This window comes from Novipirellula caenicola (assembly GCF_039545035.1).
Lineage (GTDB): Bacteria > Planctomycetota > Planctomycetia > Pirellulales > Pirellulaceae > Novipirellula > Novipirellula caenicola.
Genome location: NZ_BAABRO010000001.1, coordinates 1 through 20,222 on the forward strand (window position 1 = coordinate 1; position 20,222 = coordinate 20,222).

At 53.1% G+C, this 20,222-nt stretch carries 11 protein-coding genes and 1 pseudogene; 2 read left to right on the forward strand and 10 right to left on the reverse strand.

Translation table 11 applies throughout. The features are described 5' to 3' along the window. Nucleotides 1-2,127: 2,127 nt before the first annotated feature. Together ABEA92_RS00005 and ABEA92_RS00010 are read right to left on the reverse strand one after the other, a co-directional pair. Complete coding sequence (locus tag ABEA92_RS00005) at nucleotides 2,128-2,637, reverse strand: hypothetical protein (protein WP_345681605.1); 510 nt, start codon at nucleotides 2,635-2,637, stop codon at nucleotides 2,128-2,130. 6 nt (nucleotides 2,638-2,643) lie between these two features. After that, nucleotides 2,644-3,276, reverse strand: a complete 633-nt coding sequence (locus tag ABEA92_RS00010) for a hypothetical protein (RefSeq protein WP_345681607.1) — start codon at nucleotides 3,274-3,276, stop codon at nucleotides 2,644-2,646. A 1,966-nt stretch (nucleotides 3,277-5,242) separates the two neighbouring features. Between ABEA92_RS00010 and ABEA92_RS00015 the strand changes: the two genes are divergently transcribed. After that, nucleotides 5,243-5,668, forward strand: coding sequence for a hypothetical protein (locus ABEA92_RS00015; RefSeq protein WP_345681611.1), 426 nt, complete (start codon nucleotides 5,243-5,245; stop codon nucleotides 5,666-5,668). A gap of 1,803 nt (nucleotides 5,669-7,471) precedes the next feature. Here the strand turns inward: ABEA92_RS00015 and ABEA92_RS00020 are convergent. The 8 genes and pseudogenes from ABEA92_RS00020 to ABEA92_RS00055 all read right to left on the reverse strand — a co-directional run bounded on the left by ABEA92_RS00020 (nucleotide 7,472) and on the right by ABEA92_RS00055 (nucleotide 18,166). Beyond that, a complete protein-coding gene (locus tag ABEA92_RS00020) occupies nucleotides 7,472-8,329 on the reverse strand; it encodes a DUF4272 domain-containing protein (RefSeq protein ID WP_345681612.1) in 858 nt (285 codons plus the stop codon). Nucleotides 8,330-9,464: 1,135 nt separating this feature from the next. Beyond that, complete coding sequence (locus ABEA92_RS00025) at nucleotides 9,465-9,983, reverse strand: YdeI/OmpD-associated family protein (protein WP_345681613.1); 519 nt, start codon at nucleotides 9,981-9,983, stop codon at nucleotides 9,465-9,467. Between the two features lie 93 nt (nucleotides 9,984-10,076). After that, nucleotides 10,077-10,559 (reverse strand): hypothetical protein, encoded by a 483-nt coding sequence (locus ABEA92_RS00030; protein WP_345681614.1) that lies wholly within the window; start codon nucleotides 10,557-10,559, stop codon nucleotides 10,077-10,079. Nucleotides 10,560-11,176: 617 nt separating this feature from the next. Continuing rightward, nucleotides 11,177-11,332, reverse strand: a complete 156-nt coding sequence (locus ABEA92_RS00035) for a hypothetical protein (RefSeq protein ID WP_345681616.1) — start codon at nucleotides 11,330-11,332, stop codon at nucleotides 11,177-11,179. A gap of 2,088 nt (nucleotides 11,333-13,420) precedes the next feature. Beyond that, nucleotides 13,421-13,627 (reverse strand): annotated as a pseudogene (locus tag ABEA92_RS00040) (hypothetical protein); the annotation flags it as partial. A 7-nt stretch (nucleotides 13,628-13,634) separates the two neighbouring features. Next, nucleotides 13,635-14,126 carry an ankyrin repeat domain-containing protein gene (locus ABEA92_RS00045; RefSeq protein WP_345681618.1) on the reverse strand — a complete coding sequence of 164 codons (492 nt, stop codon included), beginning with the start codon at nucleotides 14,124-14,126 and terminating at the stop codon, nucleotides 13,635-13,637. Nucleotides 14,127-14,288: 162 nt separating this feature from the next. Then, nucleotides 14,289-14,783 (reverse strand): hypothetical protein, encoded by a 495-nt coding sequence (locus tag ABEA92_RS00050; protein ID WP_345681619.1) that lies wholly within the window; start codon nucleotides 14,781-14,783, stop codon nucleotides 14,289-14,291. Between the two features lie 1,931 nt (nucleotides 14,784-16,714). After that, entirely contained in the window at nucleotides 16,715-18,166 is a 1,452-nt protein-coding gene (locus ABEA92_RS00055) for a sulfatase family protein (RefSeq protein ID WP_345681620.1), read from the reverse strand. Between the two features lie 374 nt (nucleotides 18,167-18,540). Between ABEA92_RS00055 and ABEA92_RS00060 the strand changes: the two genes are divergently transcribed. Then, the gene (locus ABEA92_RS00060; RefSeq protein ID WP_345681621.1) at nucleotides 18,541-19,986 is read left to right on the forward strand and encodes a sulfatase-like hydrolase/transferase; all 1,446 of its coding nucleotides are present in this window, start codon (nucleotides 18,541-18,543) and stop codon (nucleotides 19,984-19,986) included. Nucleotides 19,987-20,222: the final 236 nt, after the last annotated feature.

Consider the following 20,222-nt stretch of genomic DNA (forward strand, 5'->3'; position numbering starts at 1 on the left):
CTCACTCCTCACTCCTCACTCCTCACTCCTCACTCCTCACTCCTCACTCCTCACTCCTCACTCCTCACTCCTCACTCCTCACTCCTCACTCCTCACTCCTCACTCCTCACTCCTCACTCCTCACTCCGCACTCCTCACTCCTCACTCCGCCCCGCGTGGATGACAAAGTTTTTTCTGAACAGTACCGAAGGGACGGTAGGCGATCGATTGTCCACTTTTAATACTGACTGAGCCGCTCTCCGGTGACTACTCTTGCTCATTCGTCGACTCCGGATTGCAGAACAAGCGTTGGTACCGAAGTTGTGCCATCAGCCGCCACAGAAATGTAAGGCATTCCGGGTCGCCAGTAGGTTTGAATATAACGGGAATCAACAGAGGGAGAGAGATGCCACTGATATCGCCCAGGTTGCAACGGTATGTGTCGCCGTGCAACCCCGTCCGAATCGGTCAAGAACGTTTTGAATCCTCCATCGCCGCCGTCGGGGCCGATTCGAGTCAGACCAACGATGACGTTCCGAACAGGTCTGCCGTCGTCGGCCGAGACGACGCGCAGGAGAGAGGGGCCGTCCACTCCTGACTGTGCATTGACGATATCGCGATGAAATTCGATGCGTTTTGCAAGTCGTCGTTTAGCCGCCGTGCGCTGCAGATGCACAAAGCACACGGCGATCAAAGCCGCAACCGTAACGATAGCGAAGAGCGTACGTATCGAAAATCGCAGAGGCATTTGCCGGACTTAGACTCCCAGAAAGCTTGGTCGTAAATCAGCCCAAATGTCGGCATCCATCCAGACGGGCCATCATCAGACAAAGAATTAATAGCACTTCCGCAGAAACTACCTACCGATTCTGCGGAAGTGCGATAGGTTAAAACATCATCCACAGCAGATGCACTACACTTGATCCAATCACTCAATGCCGGTTGAACTCACGTTTTCGACGTCCCGGTATCGCAGCTTCGCAGCCACCACCTTATCGCACTTCGAGCAATGTGCAGCAACGCGTTTTCCGTAGGATATGGCGCCCCATCGGAGTCCTCCAACGCTCCAAACGGAACGCTCCGTTTGACAATGTGGACATTGGATCATCCACCGCTCTGACGAAACGCGAATCGCATCGAACCAAGCGGTCGGAAGCAAAGCCTGTGCAATTTTTTGTGGTGTCGACATGTTCACCTCCAAGAATCGCAGTGAAGAGACCGGCTGACCTAGACTAGGCACAAAAAACATTGTTTCGGGGCGAGTTTTTGAATCGGCAAAAATTGATGAACGTTGTGGTTCTGCGAGTCGTTTTGGTGGCAAAATGATCAATCAATAGGCGTCAATCATTTTGGCACCTAATCATCTTGCCATGGTTTGTCGCCGTCCTGGATTCGTTGTGACACAGTTTCCCAATCGAGGGAATGCTCACGAATTATGATACCTCGGGCTTCGGCATACGAGCCAATCAATCGCACGACGAAAATACGGCCATGAACTAGCCGTTTCAATCCTGGGCGACGCGAAAACAAACAAGGTAGTGCACGGATGCTCTCCGCTATCACGAGTTCCAATCGATCGTCTGTATTTTTTGCAGACGGGGATGCTGCAAAAATGCGAGACGAGTCCTTTGGATCAACGTAAAACGCGATGCCATCGACAATGACGACGTCACCGCGACGAAACGCGAAATAACGAACTAGAGGGAGTCGACGAAAAAGTCGAGTCAACTCGGAAACCCGACTGCGGTTCGTGGGCAGCGAAACGGGTGTTCGATATGGGTTTGTCGTTTCGTTCAATCTCATTGGACGTAGGTGTGCTCAAATGGGGAACGTTTGGCATTTCCGAGTCGCAGCGGTTGACGATTTATTTGAAAACACGCGATCGGCGACTTCGCGTTCTTGTCATTGTTGTCTAGCGATTTACTGTCTTTCAAAGTTTCCGGCCAATAGACGGACGTATCATGACATTATCATGTCGACCACGGCCATACCCTATCGACACCAAAACGATGTTTGCATTTCGAACGCTGCATCGATTTAGTTGGCGAACGACCGGGAACATAGGCCTGGAAGAGTAAAGCTGTCCATTTAAAATTCGGCTGCAAGCCCCGTCCCGTGTAAATGCCATGGTCATTCGCGATACAACATTCACATGACGTTTCGCGACAGATACATCACCTTGTCCTTAAAGTATGCGCGGGTCTGACCACCATTTGATCCTGATTCTGTCGCAAATGCGGCTTCCGGCTCGGTGAACCCCAGCCTGTCTTCATCAAAATGTTGAAGTGCGTCATCGTACTTAAACATCGGAACAGGGAAGTTGGCAACCCACGCGTCAAACTCGTCCCGACTCATCGAGAACGAGGCAAAAAGATGCCCAAAGCTTGGTTCGTAGGTTATGCATCCCGTATTGGGTACGTAATCATTGTGCGATTGATGTAGCCTTACGAAGTTTTCGTGATGAAAGAGTTTTACGCCCGCATACGTTAGGGTTAGCCAAAGGGCAAAGGCCGATACTACCAGCCAACCGAGACGCACTCGTTTGAGAACGCGAATCATTGTGACAGTAACCACCGATGCCAGCAGAGCCAGCATGGCAATGTCGAAAAACACTTCGAGATAAGCTTCGCCTAGGCCTATGTACATATCGGATAACATAACCAATCACTCGGCACGCACGAAAGATTGCCTGTTTGCAAACGCCCGGCTCACCTGCTTGGGTGCATTGACGGGCTCTGCCTTCACCCAGGCTTGAATTGCTTCGTAAAGGCTCACATGAATTTGTTTCGGCATGCACGACCCGAAACCGAGTGGCCCTGAGCGTGTTTGCAAATGCAGCACTCCATCGCTTTGCGTGAAGTGAAAACCAGAAGCGTCTAAATCATCGCGATGCAATTGCCAACGAATTCTTTTTTGGATTAGGCGCGACCATACGGGATGAAGGCGTTCGCCGTACGTGTTGCAAAGGTACTGTAATCCTGGGCGACCAGAATCGTATCTGATCTGGTGCGGCGTGAAATGCAAAGAAATCGGGATTGGGGGAAAGAAGATGCGTGACGATGCAAATATGCCAATCGCAATCCATAGCCCGGCAAAGGCGAAGCGGAACACAAGCTCAGCCGATGCAAACCCATCGTGAGGGAATCGAGCTAAATGGATGTCGGGAAGTACCATGACAAGTCCGACGCACATCACTGCAAACTGAACAACCGCAATCTCCCGCTCCTCCGCTGCACTACCCAACGCGACCTCGATGGACGTGACGGAATCATCAGATGCGATCGAGACATCAATCATCGTAAATGCAGGCCTTCAGTAGCGAACGGCGGACATCACGGGGCACGCTGAATTGACCATCGACTTGCGAAGAACGCCGCAAGTCGCGCTGCCGTGCCCCCACTCTCATAACTTCTTGTTAGGTGTGATCCAGAACATCATACCATGGGATTCTCCCCTAGGTTCGCTATGGATGGTTGGCGAAGTCTGTTCAAACTTCCGCGCCGGTGCAGAATGATCGGTTCATTGAAATCGCAAACTGGTGGACCATTTCGCCCCTCGGTCTCAATGGACGCCGCCCCATCAATCAATTCGTCACGAGATTTTGATGTTCAATCACGCAAAATCCCGCATTAGTAGCACGGAACCCAAGTGTTCCGTTGACGAACTGATCGCGAAGGTTGAAGCGGAGGTCGTCAATGCGTCGAGGCACATGCAAGCGGCGATGCGATCCGATCCCGCGGGGGCCGGCAGGCATTTGAGCGAAGGTTTGTATTATATAGACCGCGATCCTCTACGCGTTTTTTCACCATTGACGTCGATGAGATGACCGTCGAAATCATCAATGTCAAGCGAGTGTAATTTCAGTCGGCGAGCGGCCACGATCTCCGGGCCGCCGGAGTGGTTTTCGCATTCAAAAAAAAAGCGATGTCGGCAGCCACGCGTGCACGCGATCGTTCGTGGCTCCGCAGCAAGTCTACACCTGGGGAGAAATCGATTGAGGAGTGACACGGCAAACAACGAATAAACAATGGATCAAGCGGGCTCCGAGTGGCCAAAAGTCAAAAGCTCAATATCACAAAGCATTAGGGTTTTACCGGGCTTCTTGAACAGAGGCCTTGAGCTTCGACTAATCTGACAAGTCACGCTGGTTCTCAGCATGCTAACCTTTTAACAAGACACAGGCTCAACCTCCGCCCAACTTGACTTCAAAGCCTTATTTGTTATCCGCCTTATTGTTCGCAGTGCTCCGCCCCGGCGTCACAACGCAAGTCCACCAAAACGACAAACTTTCGATGCAGCCGAAAGTGATCGTGTAGAACAGACTGGCAGAGACCCACGCAATTTTCCCCGCCTCCTCCACGCCAAAGGACTTGTAAAGGACAGCGGTGGCAAATGCAAGAAGTCCAGCTAGCACAACCGTAATTCCGAAACGCCGCAAAGAACGGAATCGCGGCTTATTCTTTGGGATAGTGCAAATGAAGGCCGCCATTGCTGCAGGGCTCACAGGCTCGGTAAGTCCGACCGATAACGCACGCAGCAATAAGTCGATCGCAATCATGCTGGCGAATGCAAGCGTGTAGAGTCGAACGTACGACCGTAGGGATGAGTCGTCGGTAGACCGGATGTCAGCAGTCGTAGCGAATTGCGTCATACGCAGATGCCTTCAGTCGACGAACGATGGAATTCACTGGGCGGCGGGAGTTGAATAGTCACTTCGAGGCGAGTTGTCACCGCCGCTCCAATGCAACTTTCTGGCCATCCGCAGCCATCACTCTTCGTCAAGAGAAGCAGCGAGCCGCCTACGTTGACGATTGCTAAAGACAACCAAAGGGAATCCAAGCAATGCTGCGATGGCGCCGAAGAATCCAGAGTATACGAAATTGAGCCAAGGTCAGTGTGAGTATGAAACCGACGGATTGGAGAACCCTGGGGTACATGATCGGAATGGAGACCATGTATGTAACGAACAGCGTGGTAACCACACACCAGAAACCGCCGAAGGTCAAGCCAGCAACGTCAAGCACTGTCGCGATTGGGCCGACGCCTTGACGCGGTGCTTGGTCCAACGGTGGGCGATATGGATCGGGATTGATGGTCAATGCTGCCCCTTGCTCAGTCGGTTAACAGTGCCCGTCACCGGGCTGGGAAGGTTGATTCTCCATCCGCGCAAACCTGCATCTCAGGCTTGGGCGACTACAACGGTGTCTCTCGGATGCCAGGATACGCTTCGCGTTCACGGATTGCCACAGATTTCCCTATTGTGATGTCACAAGTTTTCATCCCTGCTTCACTGATCCTCAAATCCTCCCCGAACCAGGTATGCCGCAGTATTGCATCTGAATTCCAGCCGACTTCTCTCAATTGCCAATTGCTCGCATTCTTCAATCGCAATCGAAATAGCACCAAGAGCACGGGAGCAGTGCTGGAATCCCTCAGACTCGCAGCAAATCCTCTTTGCCAACGTTTGCCCGCGAATCACGCCAATGGACGCCAATGTGTAACGCGCGAAAGCCACGGAAGCGGCGACAGCGATCGCCGCGCTGTCCAGCCGGCAACGCGAATTGACGAGCAGGAGCGAGTTAAAACGCCCCATCCACAAGTGGACAAACACGGGCAAAAAGATGCTTGGCAAAAAGATGAAGACAGAAGAATGATGACACTCAACACTCCGATGTTTCAATCTTTCTAACGCACCCATTTTTCTGTCTATCGATCGTCCGAGCCAGGACCGATTGAAAATCACGAAATGTCTGGCTCGCGGCGCACACGCCGTCATTCCGCAAAATCAACCCTCGTTGGCACTCGAATGAACGCTTATGGGCAACGCACAATAGCTGCAGTGGAAATTGCCGAACTGTCAATCGGATGAATCGAATTGACAACCACGATCTCATTAAGTCGCAACGTCCTCGAATGGGTCATTGAAAAACAGGAAAATGGTTGACAGGAAAATGAAGACGAAACCACGATAGACTCCGTCCATCCAATTTTTCTGTCGAAATAATCTTTCTGTCGATCGATCGTCCGAGTAAGCACCGAACGAAATTAACAGCAATTCTGGCTCGCGGCGCACGCCGTTTTTTCGCAATACACGCGTCTTGGCTTGCCCCCTGCGATTGCGTGTTTGATCACATCGCAAATAACGACAGAAAGATTGACGCGGCAGAAAAATGCAGAGGCAAGAAAACGGGCAATCTATTTTCCAATCACTCACGCTAACCGCCCCAGTCGGTCTTCAGTCGCATCGCGACGAAATGCAATAGCGACGGAGGTGAGTCCGTGGAGCGACAACGCGATGGCAGGAGATCTCCGCAAACACCAGTTACCCCGCTAATCACCGCGAATGATCATCGCACTGTCCAATTGACGACGCGACTTAACGACCACGCGTGCAATAAGCCGCAACGTCCCCTGATGACCAACCCCCAGGCAAAAAAAATGGAGGACAAAAACATTTAGGGAGAATGATGAAGGTGCTCAACACACCGTCCTCTCAATCTTTTTGTCGCAACAGTCTTTCTGTCCTCACTTGCGGTATTCTAAATACAACGAAGGTCGTGAACGACGAGGACGACTGTCGCGGAATGAGTGTTCCGGACTCTCTGCGTATTCGGTTCGGCGATTGCTCGGACGATAGGTAGACAGAAATATTGGTGCGACAGAAAAACGAGACTGTCATGGCGTTTCGTAGTTGGACCTAAACACTCACGTTGTCTTCATTTTTTAACCGGTCATCTTTTAACCTTTTGCTTCTTCTCAGTCGCAAGACGACGATCCCGGAATAGACAACATCGCATTCTGCCTCTCCCATTTTCCTGCCCCTTCCATCTTCCTGCCCAACCTCGGGTTGCATGGCGTGCAGCTACCAACGCCTCGCACGTTTGCTGCTGTGGTCGTCCCGGATTCACGTTCGGGAAGCAGGCGACAATCGCAATATTTGTAGACAACCGATTGATTCGCCGCTTTCAATCTTTCTGTCGCAACAATCTTTCTGACCAACTACCGCTCACTCCTCACTCCTCACTTTGGTTATCCGCCGTATTCCTATTGCTGGATTCTATTTCCAAAACTCCCAGAATCGCCCGAAAATGGGAGCATAGCACATCGCAACCATTGCGATACCAATAGCCAGCCCACTAAACAGAAAGAGGAGTATACCCAACTTCAAGACGACTTGGTTTCGATGTCCACGCGGGTAACCAACCTGATCTGGTTCGGTAGGGTTTGTGTACTGAACTGCCATTGCAATTTGCCGGAGAGTTACCGCGACAGATTAGGGTGAGGACTAGATGCGTGTGCCGAGCGTTTCATTGTACCGCGACAATCGTCCAGCGATCTTCGGCGTGGTTTGAGTTTCCGATTGTCGTTGCAATGGGCCGGGAATGCCTTGTCGAATAGTGTTTGGGATCACATGGCCGCCGCCAATAGATCATGATCCCAAACCCGCGTCATCGGCGGCTCCTCTTCACCGCTTTGTTCAGCAACGTTTGGGCTAAGTCGGAGTATCGACGTGATCCCAATCTTTCGGTTTCAAAAAATTGACCAACCAGTTCAGCGTGTAGTGCCTTTGCTGAACGACACCAACCGCCGCGCTCATGGTGACGGAGACCGCGTTGTAATCCTGCGACCAATCAAGATCTTCGGGGATTATTCCGCCGTGATTTAGGTGTGCGTCCCGAATCGTCCAATGAATCCGCATAATCAAGTCCTGGGCATCAAGTATCTCAGCCTTGCTTCGCAGCTTGGCATCCGCGATGAAAGCAGGATTCGATTCATGCGGTTTAAGAATCTCGACCAACTGGGGGACATCACACATTCCGCTCGGCCAGTTTAGTTCTTCAACGTGACCAAGTGCCCATAAAAGCACCCAAATGCTTTCCAGACGCCACACAAGCTCTTGGCTTTCGGCGGGGTCCGGATCGTCATTCTGTAGAAATCGTTTTTCTTCCGGACTGACGCTACCCCAGAGATTGAGTCCTTCAATCAATTCAATTGCCTCCTTTTGCGGAATCCCTTCACCCCGCAGCTCAACCGCCCATAGTACGAGAGTTCGTCGTGCTACATCCTCTGGGTTTTGAAGCGTCACTTCATCGTCGTCATCGCCAAAAAGCGGTCCGGAGTATACCGGGGCATTGCGTTTCTTGAGTTCTTCGAATGACCGTAAAGCCCGTTTCCGTTGTCGATCATTTGCGTACTCCCAAGTGTCCGGCGAAGGATATGTGAACATGTGAGGCATACCTGCGGGTTCTTCCACGTTGCGGTCTGGGTGCGATGCTTCGGCTGCACTTTTGTTGGCAGGTTTGGTGTTCTCGATGGAACAGCCAATGAGCAAAGTGAAACCGATCATCATGGTAAGGATTAATCGCATAGGACTCTTTTTGCAGAACGGTAGGATACAGCAAGGTCGCGTAAACGACCTCCCACTTCAAAATCGTTCACTCGCAGCGTTAGTTGCACCCCATGCTTCTGCCACGTCGTGCGTTAGGGTCCGGTCATCCATTGCCTAATACGTTCAAGGCAGGAACGAACCCTCATTCTCTCAAGTTCACGATGGCTTGGAAACAAATTGTGCCAATGTTGCTCTGCGAGTTTGCGTGAATCATTCGCGTCAATGACAGCAGATGCATGGGGATGCGAAGCTCCTTGTCGAATACTCTCTACGACGTCGGAATGAACCGACCCGAATATTCTAGGGGATATGATTGGATAAACAGTGAATCGAGTTGCCTTCATCAACTCGTCCTCAATTCCGAGGACCGATGGTAGATCGTTGACGAAGGGTTCAGATGCATGACGCCGGTAAATGTAGTCAAGGGTTCCAAAGGCAAATCGGTAGCCATCGAGCGTGTTGCCGTTTGGCAGTCGCGGATACTCGTTCGGATACCCGACGCCCAGATGAGGTGATAGAAACACCACAAACTCGCCACCAAACAATGATAGATGCTTGTACCAGCGATGGACGGTAAGCATATGTTCAACGAAGGCATTCCAATGCGTTTCAATGGGAAGGGGAAGCGATCGTGATGAATCACCGTGATCATCTTGTTATATGGTGGAACAGGGGCGGTGTGTGGGCGGCAAAGGATGATTGAGCCACTTTGCAAAAAGGTTGCCGCCGCTCCGTCACCATCGCATGATTATCGAAGATGGCAGCAAGCATTGATCGAGCATGGTTGCAGTCGGCGTTCCGCCCCGTGGGTGCCCCGCCGAGCAGGAAACCGTTGGGATCGACCAGTGAGGCTAGTGTATCCGAGTGCGATGACAAGATGTTGCACGATCACAACCGCGAGCTTCACTTGGTACGGCAGCGATCGAATGAATCGCAAATCAACGAGAGCCACGCCGCAAACTGCGATCACCTTAACGATCACAGGCCGCGACAAGTGATTGTCCCATTGAAAACGCCCGGAATCGGCGACGTCGGTGCAATACAATGTCATCTGGTACTGCCGGGCGTTTAGTCCTGACTTTAATCGCCGATTGCACTATCGTTGTTTTTTCGCAGCGGCCAAAGCCTCTTGGATTCTTTTATCCCGGGTTTCGGGTTTGACCGCGTCTTCAATCCGGCGGACAATGTAGTTTCGTTTTCCCGGTGACAGTGACATGAACGCTTCTTCCACCCCGTCGGCGTGCATCGCCATCATCAGATCGTCGGGGATTTCTACATCATCACGATCTAAGACTTTGATCCGTAGTTGGATTCGATCGCCAGTCTTTGTCTTCGTTTCACGACGAACGCTGGCCTTGATGCGGATGTAGTGTTTTCCGCCGCCGACCGGAAATAGACTGACCTTGAATGGTTGTGAGTCGTTCACACGCGCCATGACCAAGACGGCGGCTTTCGTGCCCAAGGCCTTTGTGATTTCTGTCGGGACAGGTGCGGCACAGTAGTCCATCCCCTCGGCCCAGTTTTCCAGCGTTGCTTCAAAGGAGTACGTTTTGCCCACCGGGGAAGTATTTGTCATACCTTCGTCAGATGAATTTGTTGGTTTGCGGGGAGTCATCGCACGGGATCCCGGTAGTGGGCTTCGCTAAGTCAATCGGCGAACGATCACGCGGTCCGAGCGTTTTAGCATTTGAGCAATCACTGCCCAAGATCAACTCGAGGACTCGCGTGCCTCGCGCGCATCGCATTGTTCTGTATGCTTCCATTTGTACAGCGAGTAGATCAAGCCTGCGAGAAAGCCAACCGGAATCATCACGGCGCCGCATACCGCAATCGTTGTTACCTGGGCAATCAAACAGAACTTAACCACCGTGTAATCCCAAGTTGGACGCATCACATAGCAATACGCAAGCGTTACGCCAACCGCGACACAGGCACCGTATGCCGACCCGCCAAGTAGTGACGCCCACACTCCTTTGCGAATCGGCTTTGCGGCAAGTGAGCATTCACGCGGAAGTCTGCAATACGCTCGAATGACAAACGTAAACATCGAAATGACGTAGCAGCCGCAGATAGCAACCATTCCGTGCACGAGATCAGGTCCCGTCCTGGGAAAACTCCATAGCGCCGCGTAAACAATCCCCATCACAATCGTCCCAATACTCGCTGAGATGAACCAGTCATTGCGGGTCAAGTTGAGGATCCATCAGTGGCAGGACGTTGATGGTCACCTGGCAGCGACCCAAGATTTCTGTTCACGAAAATACGTCGCCACCGATCGGGTGCACCGCGTCGGTCCTTGCGATAGGCTTGTGTGGCGGACGAATCGCCAGTCGGACGTGGATCAACGAACCTCAGGATAGCGACCGAAGCGGGCTCGAGCAACAAATGACACCGATGAATCCGAAACGCAGCGATTTTGCGTCGTAACATTTCGGACGTTATTGACAACCACCGATACGCGCAGATGCACACAGATACGAATCTCGATCATTGACATCTGTGTCCATCTGGGCCATCTGGGTAAATCGGTGGTTAAAACCAACCACGTATCAGTCCGATGCGAAGGATTGAACTAACAAGAAGTTCTGACCAAAGTGATGTTCGCCCGATACGATGTCGCTAATGACGCGAACTGGAGAAAACGTTCGAGTCCTGGACGGCGATTGCACCCCCGAGAGGCTGCGCACCATCGCCGCAGAAATGGGAGCGATATGCAGGCGGCGAACGGTGACTCAACCACTTTGGAAAAATGATGCCGCCGCTTTGTCACCATCGCATGGTTCCCCGGTTTGCTGTCGTGGGATGTCGCTAACCACGACGGTTGACGGTAATCCAATCATAGCGAGCGCAACGACCGCCGGCAAATCCGTTGATTACCGCAAAACAAAGAAGAAATCTGTTGGCAACATGATGGGAGGCAAAATGATCAAACAGCTCGCGCCAACCATTTTGCCAACGAATCATCCTGCCAATCGATCGACCGCGGGACATTTTCGATAGCGAGTTGACGTTTGCCATCAAGCCATCGTCGTCAGTTGAGGAACCGTACGGATCATTTGGTCAACGCGGCTGATTTTCCATTGCTACAACGCCCAACTCGACTACCCGGGTGCATCCGCTGGTCCCTCGTCGTTTACGCTCGAGACTCAAACGCTGCTGCTACGTCCTGTTTGAATAGAACCAAGGCTAGCCATACACCGAGAGGAATGCCAATCCAAATTGCCGGTGAAACGAATGGGATGCAAGCAAGTCCCGCAGCGAGTCGCCCGTTGCGAAGCCCTCGAAGACGACGGACATTTAGCATCGATCGAATCATGAATATCATAACGAAAAAATGCACGACGGCGAAACTAACCCCCAAAAGCGTCGCGTCAACCGTCTCCCCGAGAACCAGCATCGCTAAAGCCACCACCCCCGCTACCGCATAGCCAAAAGATTGAACCGAAAGCATAAGGATCAGCCCAGTCGTCGAGGGTCGAATCCTTCGTATCGCGATGGCCTCTAATGACTCGACGGCATCGGTAGCCTGAGGCGGGTGATAGGGGTTTATTTCGGTCACTGGATCCTGATCGGCTAACGTTGGCGATGTGTGGACGGCGGAAGTTGACTTGCAAGCAGACAAAAGCGGCGACCACCGTCGCTCCGCCACCATCACTTGGTTACGCCCTTTCTAGCATCGGATCCAATTCGGACGCTCCGCAAAGTTCCAAGTGTAACCGAAGATCCAAAGCAAGTGCGCACGCCCACTGTAGCCGAATGTTTCGGTCATTGTCGCGTGGTCAAGCACAATGACGAACGGGCATGGCACCGATGCGGCGCCGACATGGAACCACGGCCACTGCACCTGCTCTTGTGTGTTTAATGCAACAGGGTCAATATCAAATTGTGCGACATTGCGTTCAGGTACGGCTGTAGGCAAAAGAGATTTTTGAAGTCTTGAAATGGCGTCGTTGCGAACGGACGCTGACCCTACGACTGTAGAACACCAAAGTGCGACGTAAAGCAAACCGCACACCGCAGACAATGCTCGTCGGCGTGAGAACAGCGTTAAACACCCGACTGCGACACTGCAGTTGATTGCGGCAAACAAAATTCCGTGAACGCCATACATCGTCAGCATGCTAATGACAACGGCGACACAACCACCTGAGATCAGGAGTGCTCTTAGTGTGAATCGCATTCGTGTATGCCAATGGGATTCCTCATGGTGGCTTAACGGCAGCCATCACGGGGCACGTTGAGTTGACTATCCACTGCGAAGCCCCCCACAAGCCGTGCTCCCGGCGAGTAGAATGGTGTCTCTCGGATGTGAGGATACGCTTTGTGTTCACGGTTTGCCACCGATTCCTCCTTGCGGTGTGACACTATTTGATCCTTGTCCTATTGATTACCGAACCCTCTCTGAACCGGACTGGCGCCGCCGGCGCATCCGGCGCCCAGCCGACACCTCTCACCTGGCGTCACTTCGCACGCTGCAATCGCGATCAAGTCCGCGCCACCAGCACTTGCCCCGTGGAAATCCATCTGATTCGTAGCGAATACCGCTCGCAAACACTTGCCCGCGAATCACCGCGAACGAGTGCGGCATGACAAAACTGCCAAGGGACAATCGCGCCGCAAACAACGGTTCGAGCCAACCGCGGAACCAGCGGCAATCGATGCATTGCTGACCCGTGTACACCAATTGACGCCCCCCCGAAGCCCACTTAAATCGACCTCCCCTGATGTCCAAAAACAGGCAAAAAAATGGGTGACAAAAAGATGAAGATCGAAAAACAGGGCAGGCACTACTGCGTCTCAAAAAATCTTTCTGACACACCAATCTTTCTGTCTGCCATCCGCTTTTTCCCAGGAGTGCCAGAGCAACGATTCCGTCTGTGCCACGCTCACTCCTCACTCCTCACTCCTCACTCCTCACTCCTCACTCCTCACTCCTCACTCCTCACTCCTCACTCCGTGTCTCCCTGTCTCCCTGTCTCCCTGTCTCCCTGTCTCCCGTTAGTCTTCAAGCCATTTCCAGTCCGCAACGTGCACGGAATGGTTCGCATGTTGTTAAGCGCCACCATTCGCAATCAGCTCGGCAACGATCTCGGTGAATCCATTACTCTTTGCGATCGATACCGGGGTGTTGCCAACGTTTGTATTGGTGCGTCGATAGCCAATGTGACTATCACGCTCGCTGTCGCGTTCAAACCCGCCCGGGTTGGTAGCATTTGGATCAGCACCATATTTTAGCAGCATGGAAACGGTTGCGAGGCGATCCGCATCAGAGAATCGCTATGGAGCGAAGAACAATGTGTAATGGTCGCCATCCTTTGTCGTCAACATGTTCGATGTTTGCACCCGCCTTTAACAACAACTCGACCATTTTGACATCACCTTTTTGTGCTGCAATCGAAAGCGAAGACATCTCATTACCATCCGTTAGATTGGGGTCTGCGTTCTTAGTCAGCAGGAACGTTGCGGTATCAAGATGGCCGCTGTAGATCGCGCATTGCAGTGGTGTCATATTTCCCGTGATGCCGTCGATGTGTGCGCTATTGCTAAGCAGCAGTTCCACAGCGTCGGTCTGTCCGAAATGCGCGGCAATCGACAGCGGAGTGTTATTGAATGCGTCCGAGGTGTTCGGGTCAGAACCATTGTCGATGAGTCGTTCAATCTCGACGGTGCTGCCGTCGCGTGATGCGTTCAGTAGTGGATTCTGAAAATCGTTGAGATCAATTGTTGCGAGAAATATCAACGCGACCGAAGCCAACACGATCACAACACATGCGAAAAAGATGACGACGCGTTTTATGTCACCAAGTCCTGCCAACGGTTGCGGTGACCGGGCCGCGGCGTACGATCATCCACTTCGGAAAACCTAATCCGCGGCTCCGTGTCGATCGCTTGGTTACGTGCCTTGGCATACCAAGGTAGTTTAAGTCCCGAGCAACGGTTCGTGAAGTTGTTTTAAGCGTATCAATTTAATCCCAGATGCGTGCTTGAGCCTTGAAGCGAAATCCTCCGTTACGACCGTTAGCCCCATCCGGTCAGAAAAAACTTGCAAGTCCGGAACTTGACATGGATTAACGACCCAACGCAGGACACGTCTTGCATATTTGGGTTCTCGAATGTCGTCGAAATAGTCTAATTCCGCGGAGTCGAAATCAACGATCTGATAACGATGCAGCGGAACCAGAAATCGATAGAGCTTAGACGAACCAAGTGTTCGGGGAATGCGAATCGGAAACGGGGCAAAAGCCTTGTCCAACGCTGAGGCATTCGATTGGTAGAAGTCCTCAGAAACCGTAAGTGAAGGTGGAGACATGTTTGCCACAAAGTTGAGCCAACGACCGGAGCCTACAAGGACGACATTGATTGGCGAGTCGAGGTACTGTTCGGCATTCTCGATGGCAACGCCCGAACGCTGCACAACAGCGTCACCTTGCGGTAGTGTCGGAGTACCAACGCGGCAAGGTGAGACGCTATGGTCGACACGGACGGCGAACAAATCAGCAGCTGTAACCAAATCAATTCGAGCTCAAACGATGTGCATGTAACGAAGTAATTATCGCTAGTTGTGGTGGCGATAAGTGGGGCTGGGGCTGTTATCGCCGTTTGGACCTTCGGCTCCCTCGGTGACAATTGAAATGTGGTCGCCGGTGCGAGGGAGTGTTTTCGCCGGTTGGCGACCGCTGAGTATGAGGGGACTCGATTCGTGGGTCAAGCGAAATTGTAAACGAACTTTCAATCAGAGGCATTGACCTGTCATGCATGCATATAAAGAGTCGGCAAAGGTGGTGCTGCGGCGATGCAGGACGGCGGTAAAAGCGACTGAGCACTCTGAAATGCATCCTGCTTTCAGTGGCTGTGGGAGTGGGCGATGACCTTTGCTGCAGGGCCGACGCAGAGTGAGGAGTGAGGAGCTGGGAGAATTGAAAAAGTTAAATTGACAATTGTAAATTGTAAAATCAATGAGCGTGGCTGGGCGGATAAGGACGCCTCCGAAAATGATTGAACAGGAGGAAAGGGAGGTAACAGAGAAAGAGGTGATATGCGGCTCTGTTGCCTCTGTTTGCTCCTGTTCAACCAAGACCGCGCAATCTACGTTCAGGTCTGCGGAGGGTTTCGAGCATCGTGAAGAGGTTGCGGCGATTGAATCAGCTTGGCTGAGTGTGGTTGACGGTCGTTTTGGGGCGGGATCTTTAGCAAGATCCACTACGGAAAACGTCGCGAACGGAGAAGTGGTGAGGCGGGGCTCTGTTTCTCTGTTTGCTCCTGTCCATATAGTCCGCGCAATCCATGGTTGAGTCTGCAGTGGGAGCAGCTGCTTTGGTTGAATGGGGTCGGCGGAGTGTGGTTGACGGTTGTTTTGGGGAGGGATCTTTAGCAAGATCCACTACGGGGTGTTGGGGTGAGGCGGATTGGACGCGGAATTGATGCGAGGGGCGAATGAGCTGGAGGCAGGCCCTCACCCGGACGAGGCCTCCACGGCCCGTCCGACCTCTCCCGTGCTGCGCTCGGGAGAAGTGGCGGCAGAGAATACGTGACTTGCGACTCTGTTTCCTCTGTTTGCTCCTGTTCAAATAGCCCGAGCAATCCATGGTTGAGTCTGCAGTGGGAGCAGCTGCTTTGGTTGAATGGGGTCGGCTGAGAGGGCGTGACGGTCGTCTTGGGGCGGGATCTTTAGCAAGATCCACTACGGGGTGTTGGGGTTAGGCGGACTGGACATTGAACTGAGGCGAGGTGCGAGTGAGACCGAGGCAGGCCCTCACCCGGACGAGGCCTCGACGGCCCGTCCGACCTCTCCCATGCTGCGCTCGGGAGAGGTGCGACAGAGAATGCGCGGCTTGCGGCTCTGTTTCATCTGGTTGTTCCTGTTCTAATTGTCCGCGCACACCATGCTTGAGTATGCAGTGGGGCGACTGCTTTGTTTGAATGGAGTCGGCTGAGAGGGCGTGACGGTCGTCTTGAGGAGGGATCTTTAGCAAGATCCACTACGGGGAGTTGGGGGCAAGGCGGATTGGACGCGGAATTGATGCGAGGTGCGAATGAGCTGGAGGCAGGCCCTCACCCGGACGAGGCCTCGACGGCCCGTCCGACCTCTCCCGTGCTGCGCTCGGGAGAGGTGCGGCAGGGGATGCGCGACTTGTGGCTCTGTTTCCTCTGTTTGTTCCTGTGCAAAAGACCGCGCGCCTAGATCGCGCAGTCGGCGCTTTTGTTGGCGATGGCGAGCTGGTGGCTCGGGCGAGATTAGATTTAAGACTAGGATTAAGATTAAGAAACCAGCGCGGCGGGATCTTTAGCAAGATCCACTACGGGAGGGGGCGAGAAACTCTTGTCGAGTTCCGCTGCGGAGCGGGGTTAGCGGGGGAGCTTGCGGGATCCTAACCGTTCGCCTTGCGGGCGTCGGACGGGGATGTTTAATCCTCCCATCGCTGACAATTCGTCGAACATTTGACGACTCATTCGCTCGATCTGCTCGCGATAGCCAGGCACGTTTATCAAGTTGTGCCGCTCGTGGGGATCGGTCTGCAGATCGTAGAATCCGTCTTGGTCCCAAACGCCGTGGTAGTAGATGTACTTGAACCGTTCATCCCGAATCGCAAACAGCGTGGGGGTCGCTGGGAAATTCCATTCCCAGTGGTATTCGTACAAAATGTGGTCTCGCCATGCGATGCTGTCGCCTCGCAACAATGGCAAAAATGACTTGCCGTCTACTTTGGCGTCCGCGGGCAATTCCACCTCCATCGCATCGAGAACCGTCGACGCGACGTCGATGTTTTGAATCATTTCATCAACCGACTCTCCAGCAGGTAGATTGGTCGGCGCGTACGCAATCATCGGTACGCGAATCGATTCTTCAAACGCGTCGCGTTTGTCGTAAAACCCATGTTCGCCTAATGCGAATCCGTTGTCGCCCATGTACAACACGAGCGTCGATTCGAGCTGCCCGGCGGCTTTCAGTTGTTCGAGCACTCGGCCAATGTTTTCATCCAAACTGTGCACGGTCTCGCAATAGTCACGATACAGTGCGTCAAACGAGGGAACCGGATCGTTATCAAACGCTCCGGTTTCCATGTGATCGATGCCGTGAATGCTGTAACGGCGATCGCGAATCCAGCGTGACTGCGTCTGATAATTCTCTTCGCTGTTGGCCATCGTTTCCGGGTATTCAATTTTGCTTTCCGCGTATCGGCCCTGATGTCGCGGAGCCGGTTTGAACGGATAATGCACCGCCTTGTAAGACAAGTACAAAAAGAACGGTTTCGATGGCTCGTCGCTTGATTGCGTATCGATCCATCGGATCGCCTGATCCGTCAAGATGTCGGCGTTGTAACCTTCGAACTGACGCCGCTCGCCGTTGATGTTCAATTCGGGATCAAAGTATTCGCCCTGGCCTTTGAAACTGACCCAATGATCGAAACCAGGCCGCCGCTCGTCGCTGTCGTGTCCCATATGCCATTTGCCCACAAATGCGGTTTTCACTCCCGCACGTTGCAGATGTTCGGGAAAGAACCGCGTTCCCGGTGGCACCGGCCGCTGGTTGTCGACGACGCGATGAGCGTGCATGTAACGGCCAGTCAAAATCGACGCGCGACTGGGCGAGCAAAGTGATGTGGTCACGAAGGCGTTGCGAACATGCACGCCGCCGGCTGCCATCCGATCGAGATTCGGAGTCTCCAAAAAATCAGGAGCCTCGTCCATGAACCCCATAAAATCGTAGCGATGGTCATCACTGAGAATGAACACCACGTTGCGAATCTCGGCAAGGCATTGATCTGCAGGAACAACGCTCGCAGTAACAAGAAACAAACAAAGTACAATCGCTCGTGGATACATAGGACGGTCGCGGTCTCAAGTTCAGGGATCGGCAAGCCCACTTTGTCGAAAGGCGGGGCGTTATTCAACGTGTGCGGTGACGGATGTGTGTGTCAGCGGACGTCTATCTTAGCGGAATTGCATCGTAGCCGGCATGCAGCACGGAACTTCACTACAGCTTGCGAATTATGATACTCGGTGTGCGCAGCGGTGCAGCAGCCCGGGGGCCGTGCTTCCATTGGCGTTGTCAAATCACATTCCACGCTGTGGCACAGGCCTTCTGCAACTTGATCCTGCTGGGGGGCGACCGTATGCTCGACGTCATCAAATTCTCTTTAGATACTTCAGCCCCACTTTGGAAAAGACTCTTGTACCGATACGTGACATTGTGGCTGCCCCTGCTTGTGATCGCTGCGGCCACTCCGCTGCAATCCGCCGAACGTCCCAATATTTTGCTGATCGTCTCGGACGACCAGGGGTACAACGATCTCGGAATACTGGGCAACGGGATTTTGACGCCGGCGCTGGATCGATTGGCACGCGAAGGCACACGGTTGACCAACTTTTATGTGGCGTGGCCCGCTTGCACCCCGTCACGAGCAAGTCTATTGACTGGACGCTATCCACAGCGAAACGGTGTCTATGACATGATTCGCAACGAAGCCCCCGACTACGGTCACCGCTATACGAACGAAGAGTATGCGGTCAGCTTCGAGCGGGTTGGCGGGATGGATGAGCGTGAAGTTTTGATCCCGGCGGTATTGAAATCGGCGAGCTACAAAAGCGGCATTTTTGGCAAATGGGATCTCGGAACGTTGAAGCGATACCTACCCACATCACGGGGCTTTGACGAATTTTATGGGTTCACCAATACCGGCATCGACTACTACACGCACGAACGATACGGCGTTGCAAGTATGGTCCGCAATCTGTCGCCCACGACTGCGGACAAGGGGACCTACTGTACCTATTTGTTCCAGCGTGAGGCGTTGCGGTTTATTGACGAACATGCCACTGCGGATCCGTTTTTTCTGTACGTTCCTTTCAACGCGCCGCACAATTCTTCAGCACTTGAGCCCGAGATTCGTTCGTCGGTCCAGGCGCCAGAGAAGTACAAGAAGATGTACCCGCCGGTCGATCCCGAAACAAGGGTCACGCCAAAGTATCGCTACGGAGCCCCGGCGACCGTGGCGACGCCTGAAGCGCGGCGTCGAGACTACCGCGCCGCGGTCACGTGTATGGACAACGCCATTGGAAAGATGCTTGACGCATTGCAACACAAAGGAGTTCTCGACAACACCATCGTCATCTTCTTTTCAGACAATGGCGGCAGCGGTGGAGCCGACAATTCACCACTGCGTGGACACAAGGGGCAAACATGGGAAGGAGGCATTCGTGTTCCTTGTCTCGTGCGATGGCCAGCCGGAGGCGTGAAAGCTGGTGAAGTCAACGACGCCTTTTTGTCCAGCTTGGAATTGCTGCCGAGCCTCGCAGCGGCGACTGGCGCCCAGCTGCCCGAAGGAGTGGTCATTGATGGTTTCGACTGGTGGCCGACGCTCCGTGGCGAAGCCGCGTCACCACGTGAGGAGATGTTTTGGAAACGACGAGATCTGATCGCAGCCCGCGTTGGCAATTGGAAATGGGTCAAAATGGGAAACAGCGGAGGCTTGTTCGACCTGGCCGTCGATCCCGGTGAAATAAACGACCTGTCCCAGTCTCATCCCCAGGTTTTAGCGATGCTGAAGCAACGTTATGCAAACTGGGTGAGCGAGATGGAATCCGCCGAGCCGCGGGGGCCATTTCGCGACTATTGAAGTTGATGGCGAAATCGGTGCGATCACCGGGAAATATTTCCTGGAGGGGAGGACTGGCGTCGCTAGGCAACCTACACGCACTGCTGAGCGTGGTTACAGGGCGTGTGCGCGGTAGTGGGGATGTTTGTGAATGATGCTTGGTCGAAAGTCTTGACGGCTTGTTGATTTAGTGAAGGTTCCTGCGGCAAGGGGTGTCGGATAGACTTCCTAGTCCGTCAATGGTGGATTCGACGGAC

Bases quoted from the DNA above. Each gene is read 5' to 3' on its own strand.
- ABEA92_RS00005 (WP_345681605.1), bottom strand. From the start codon at position 2,637: ATGTTATCCGATATGTACATAGGCCTAGGCGAAGCTTATCTCGAAGTG.
- ABEA92_RS00010 (WP_345681607.1), bottom strand. From the start codon at position 3,276: ATGATTGATGTCTCGATCGCATCTGATGATTCCGTCACGTCCATCGAG.
- ABEA92_RS00015 (WP_345681611.1), top strand. From the start codon at position 5,243: ATGTCACAAGTTTTCATCCCTGCTTCACTGATCCTCAAATCCTCCCCG.
- ABEA92_RS00020 (WP_345681612.1), bottom strand. From the start codon at position 8,329: ATGATGATCGGTTTCACTTTGCTCATTGGCTGTTCCATCGAGAACACC.
- ABEA92_RS00025 (WP_345681613.1), bottom strand. From the start codon at position 9,983: ATGACTCCCCGCAAACCAACAAATTCATCTGACGAAGGTATGACAAAT.
- ABEA92_RS00035 (WP_345681616.1), bottom strand. From the start codon at position 11,332: ATGATTCGTTGGCAAAATGGTTGGCGCGAGCTGTTTGATCATTTTGCC.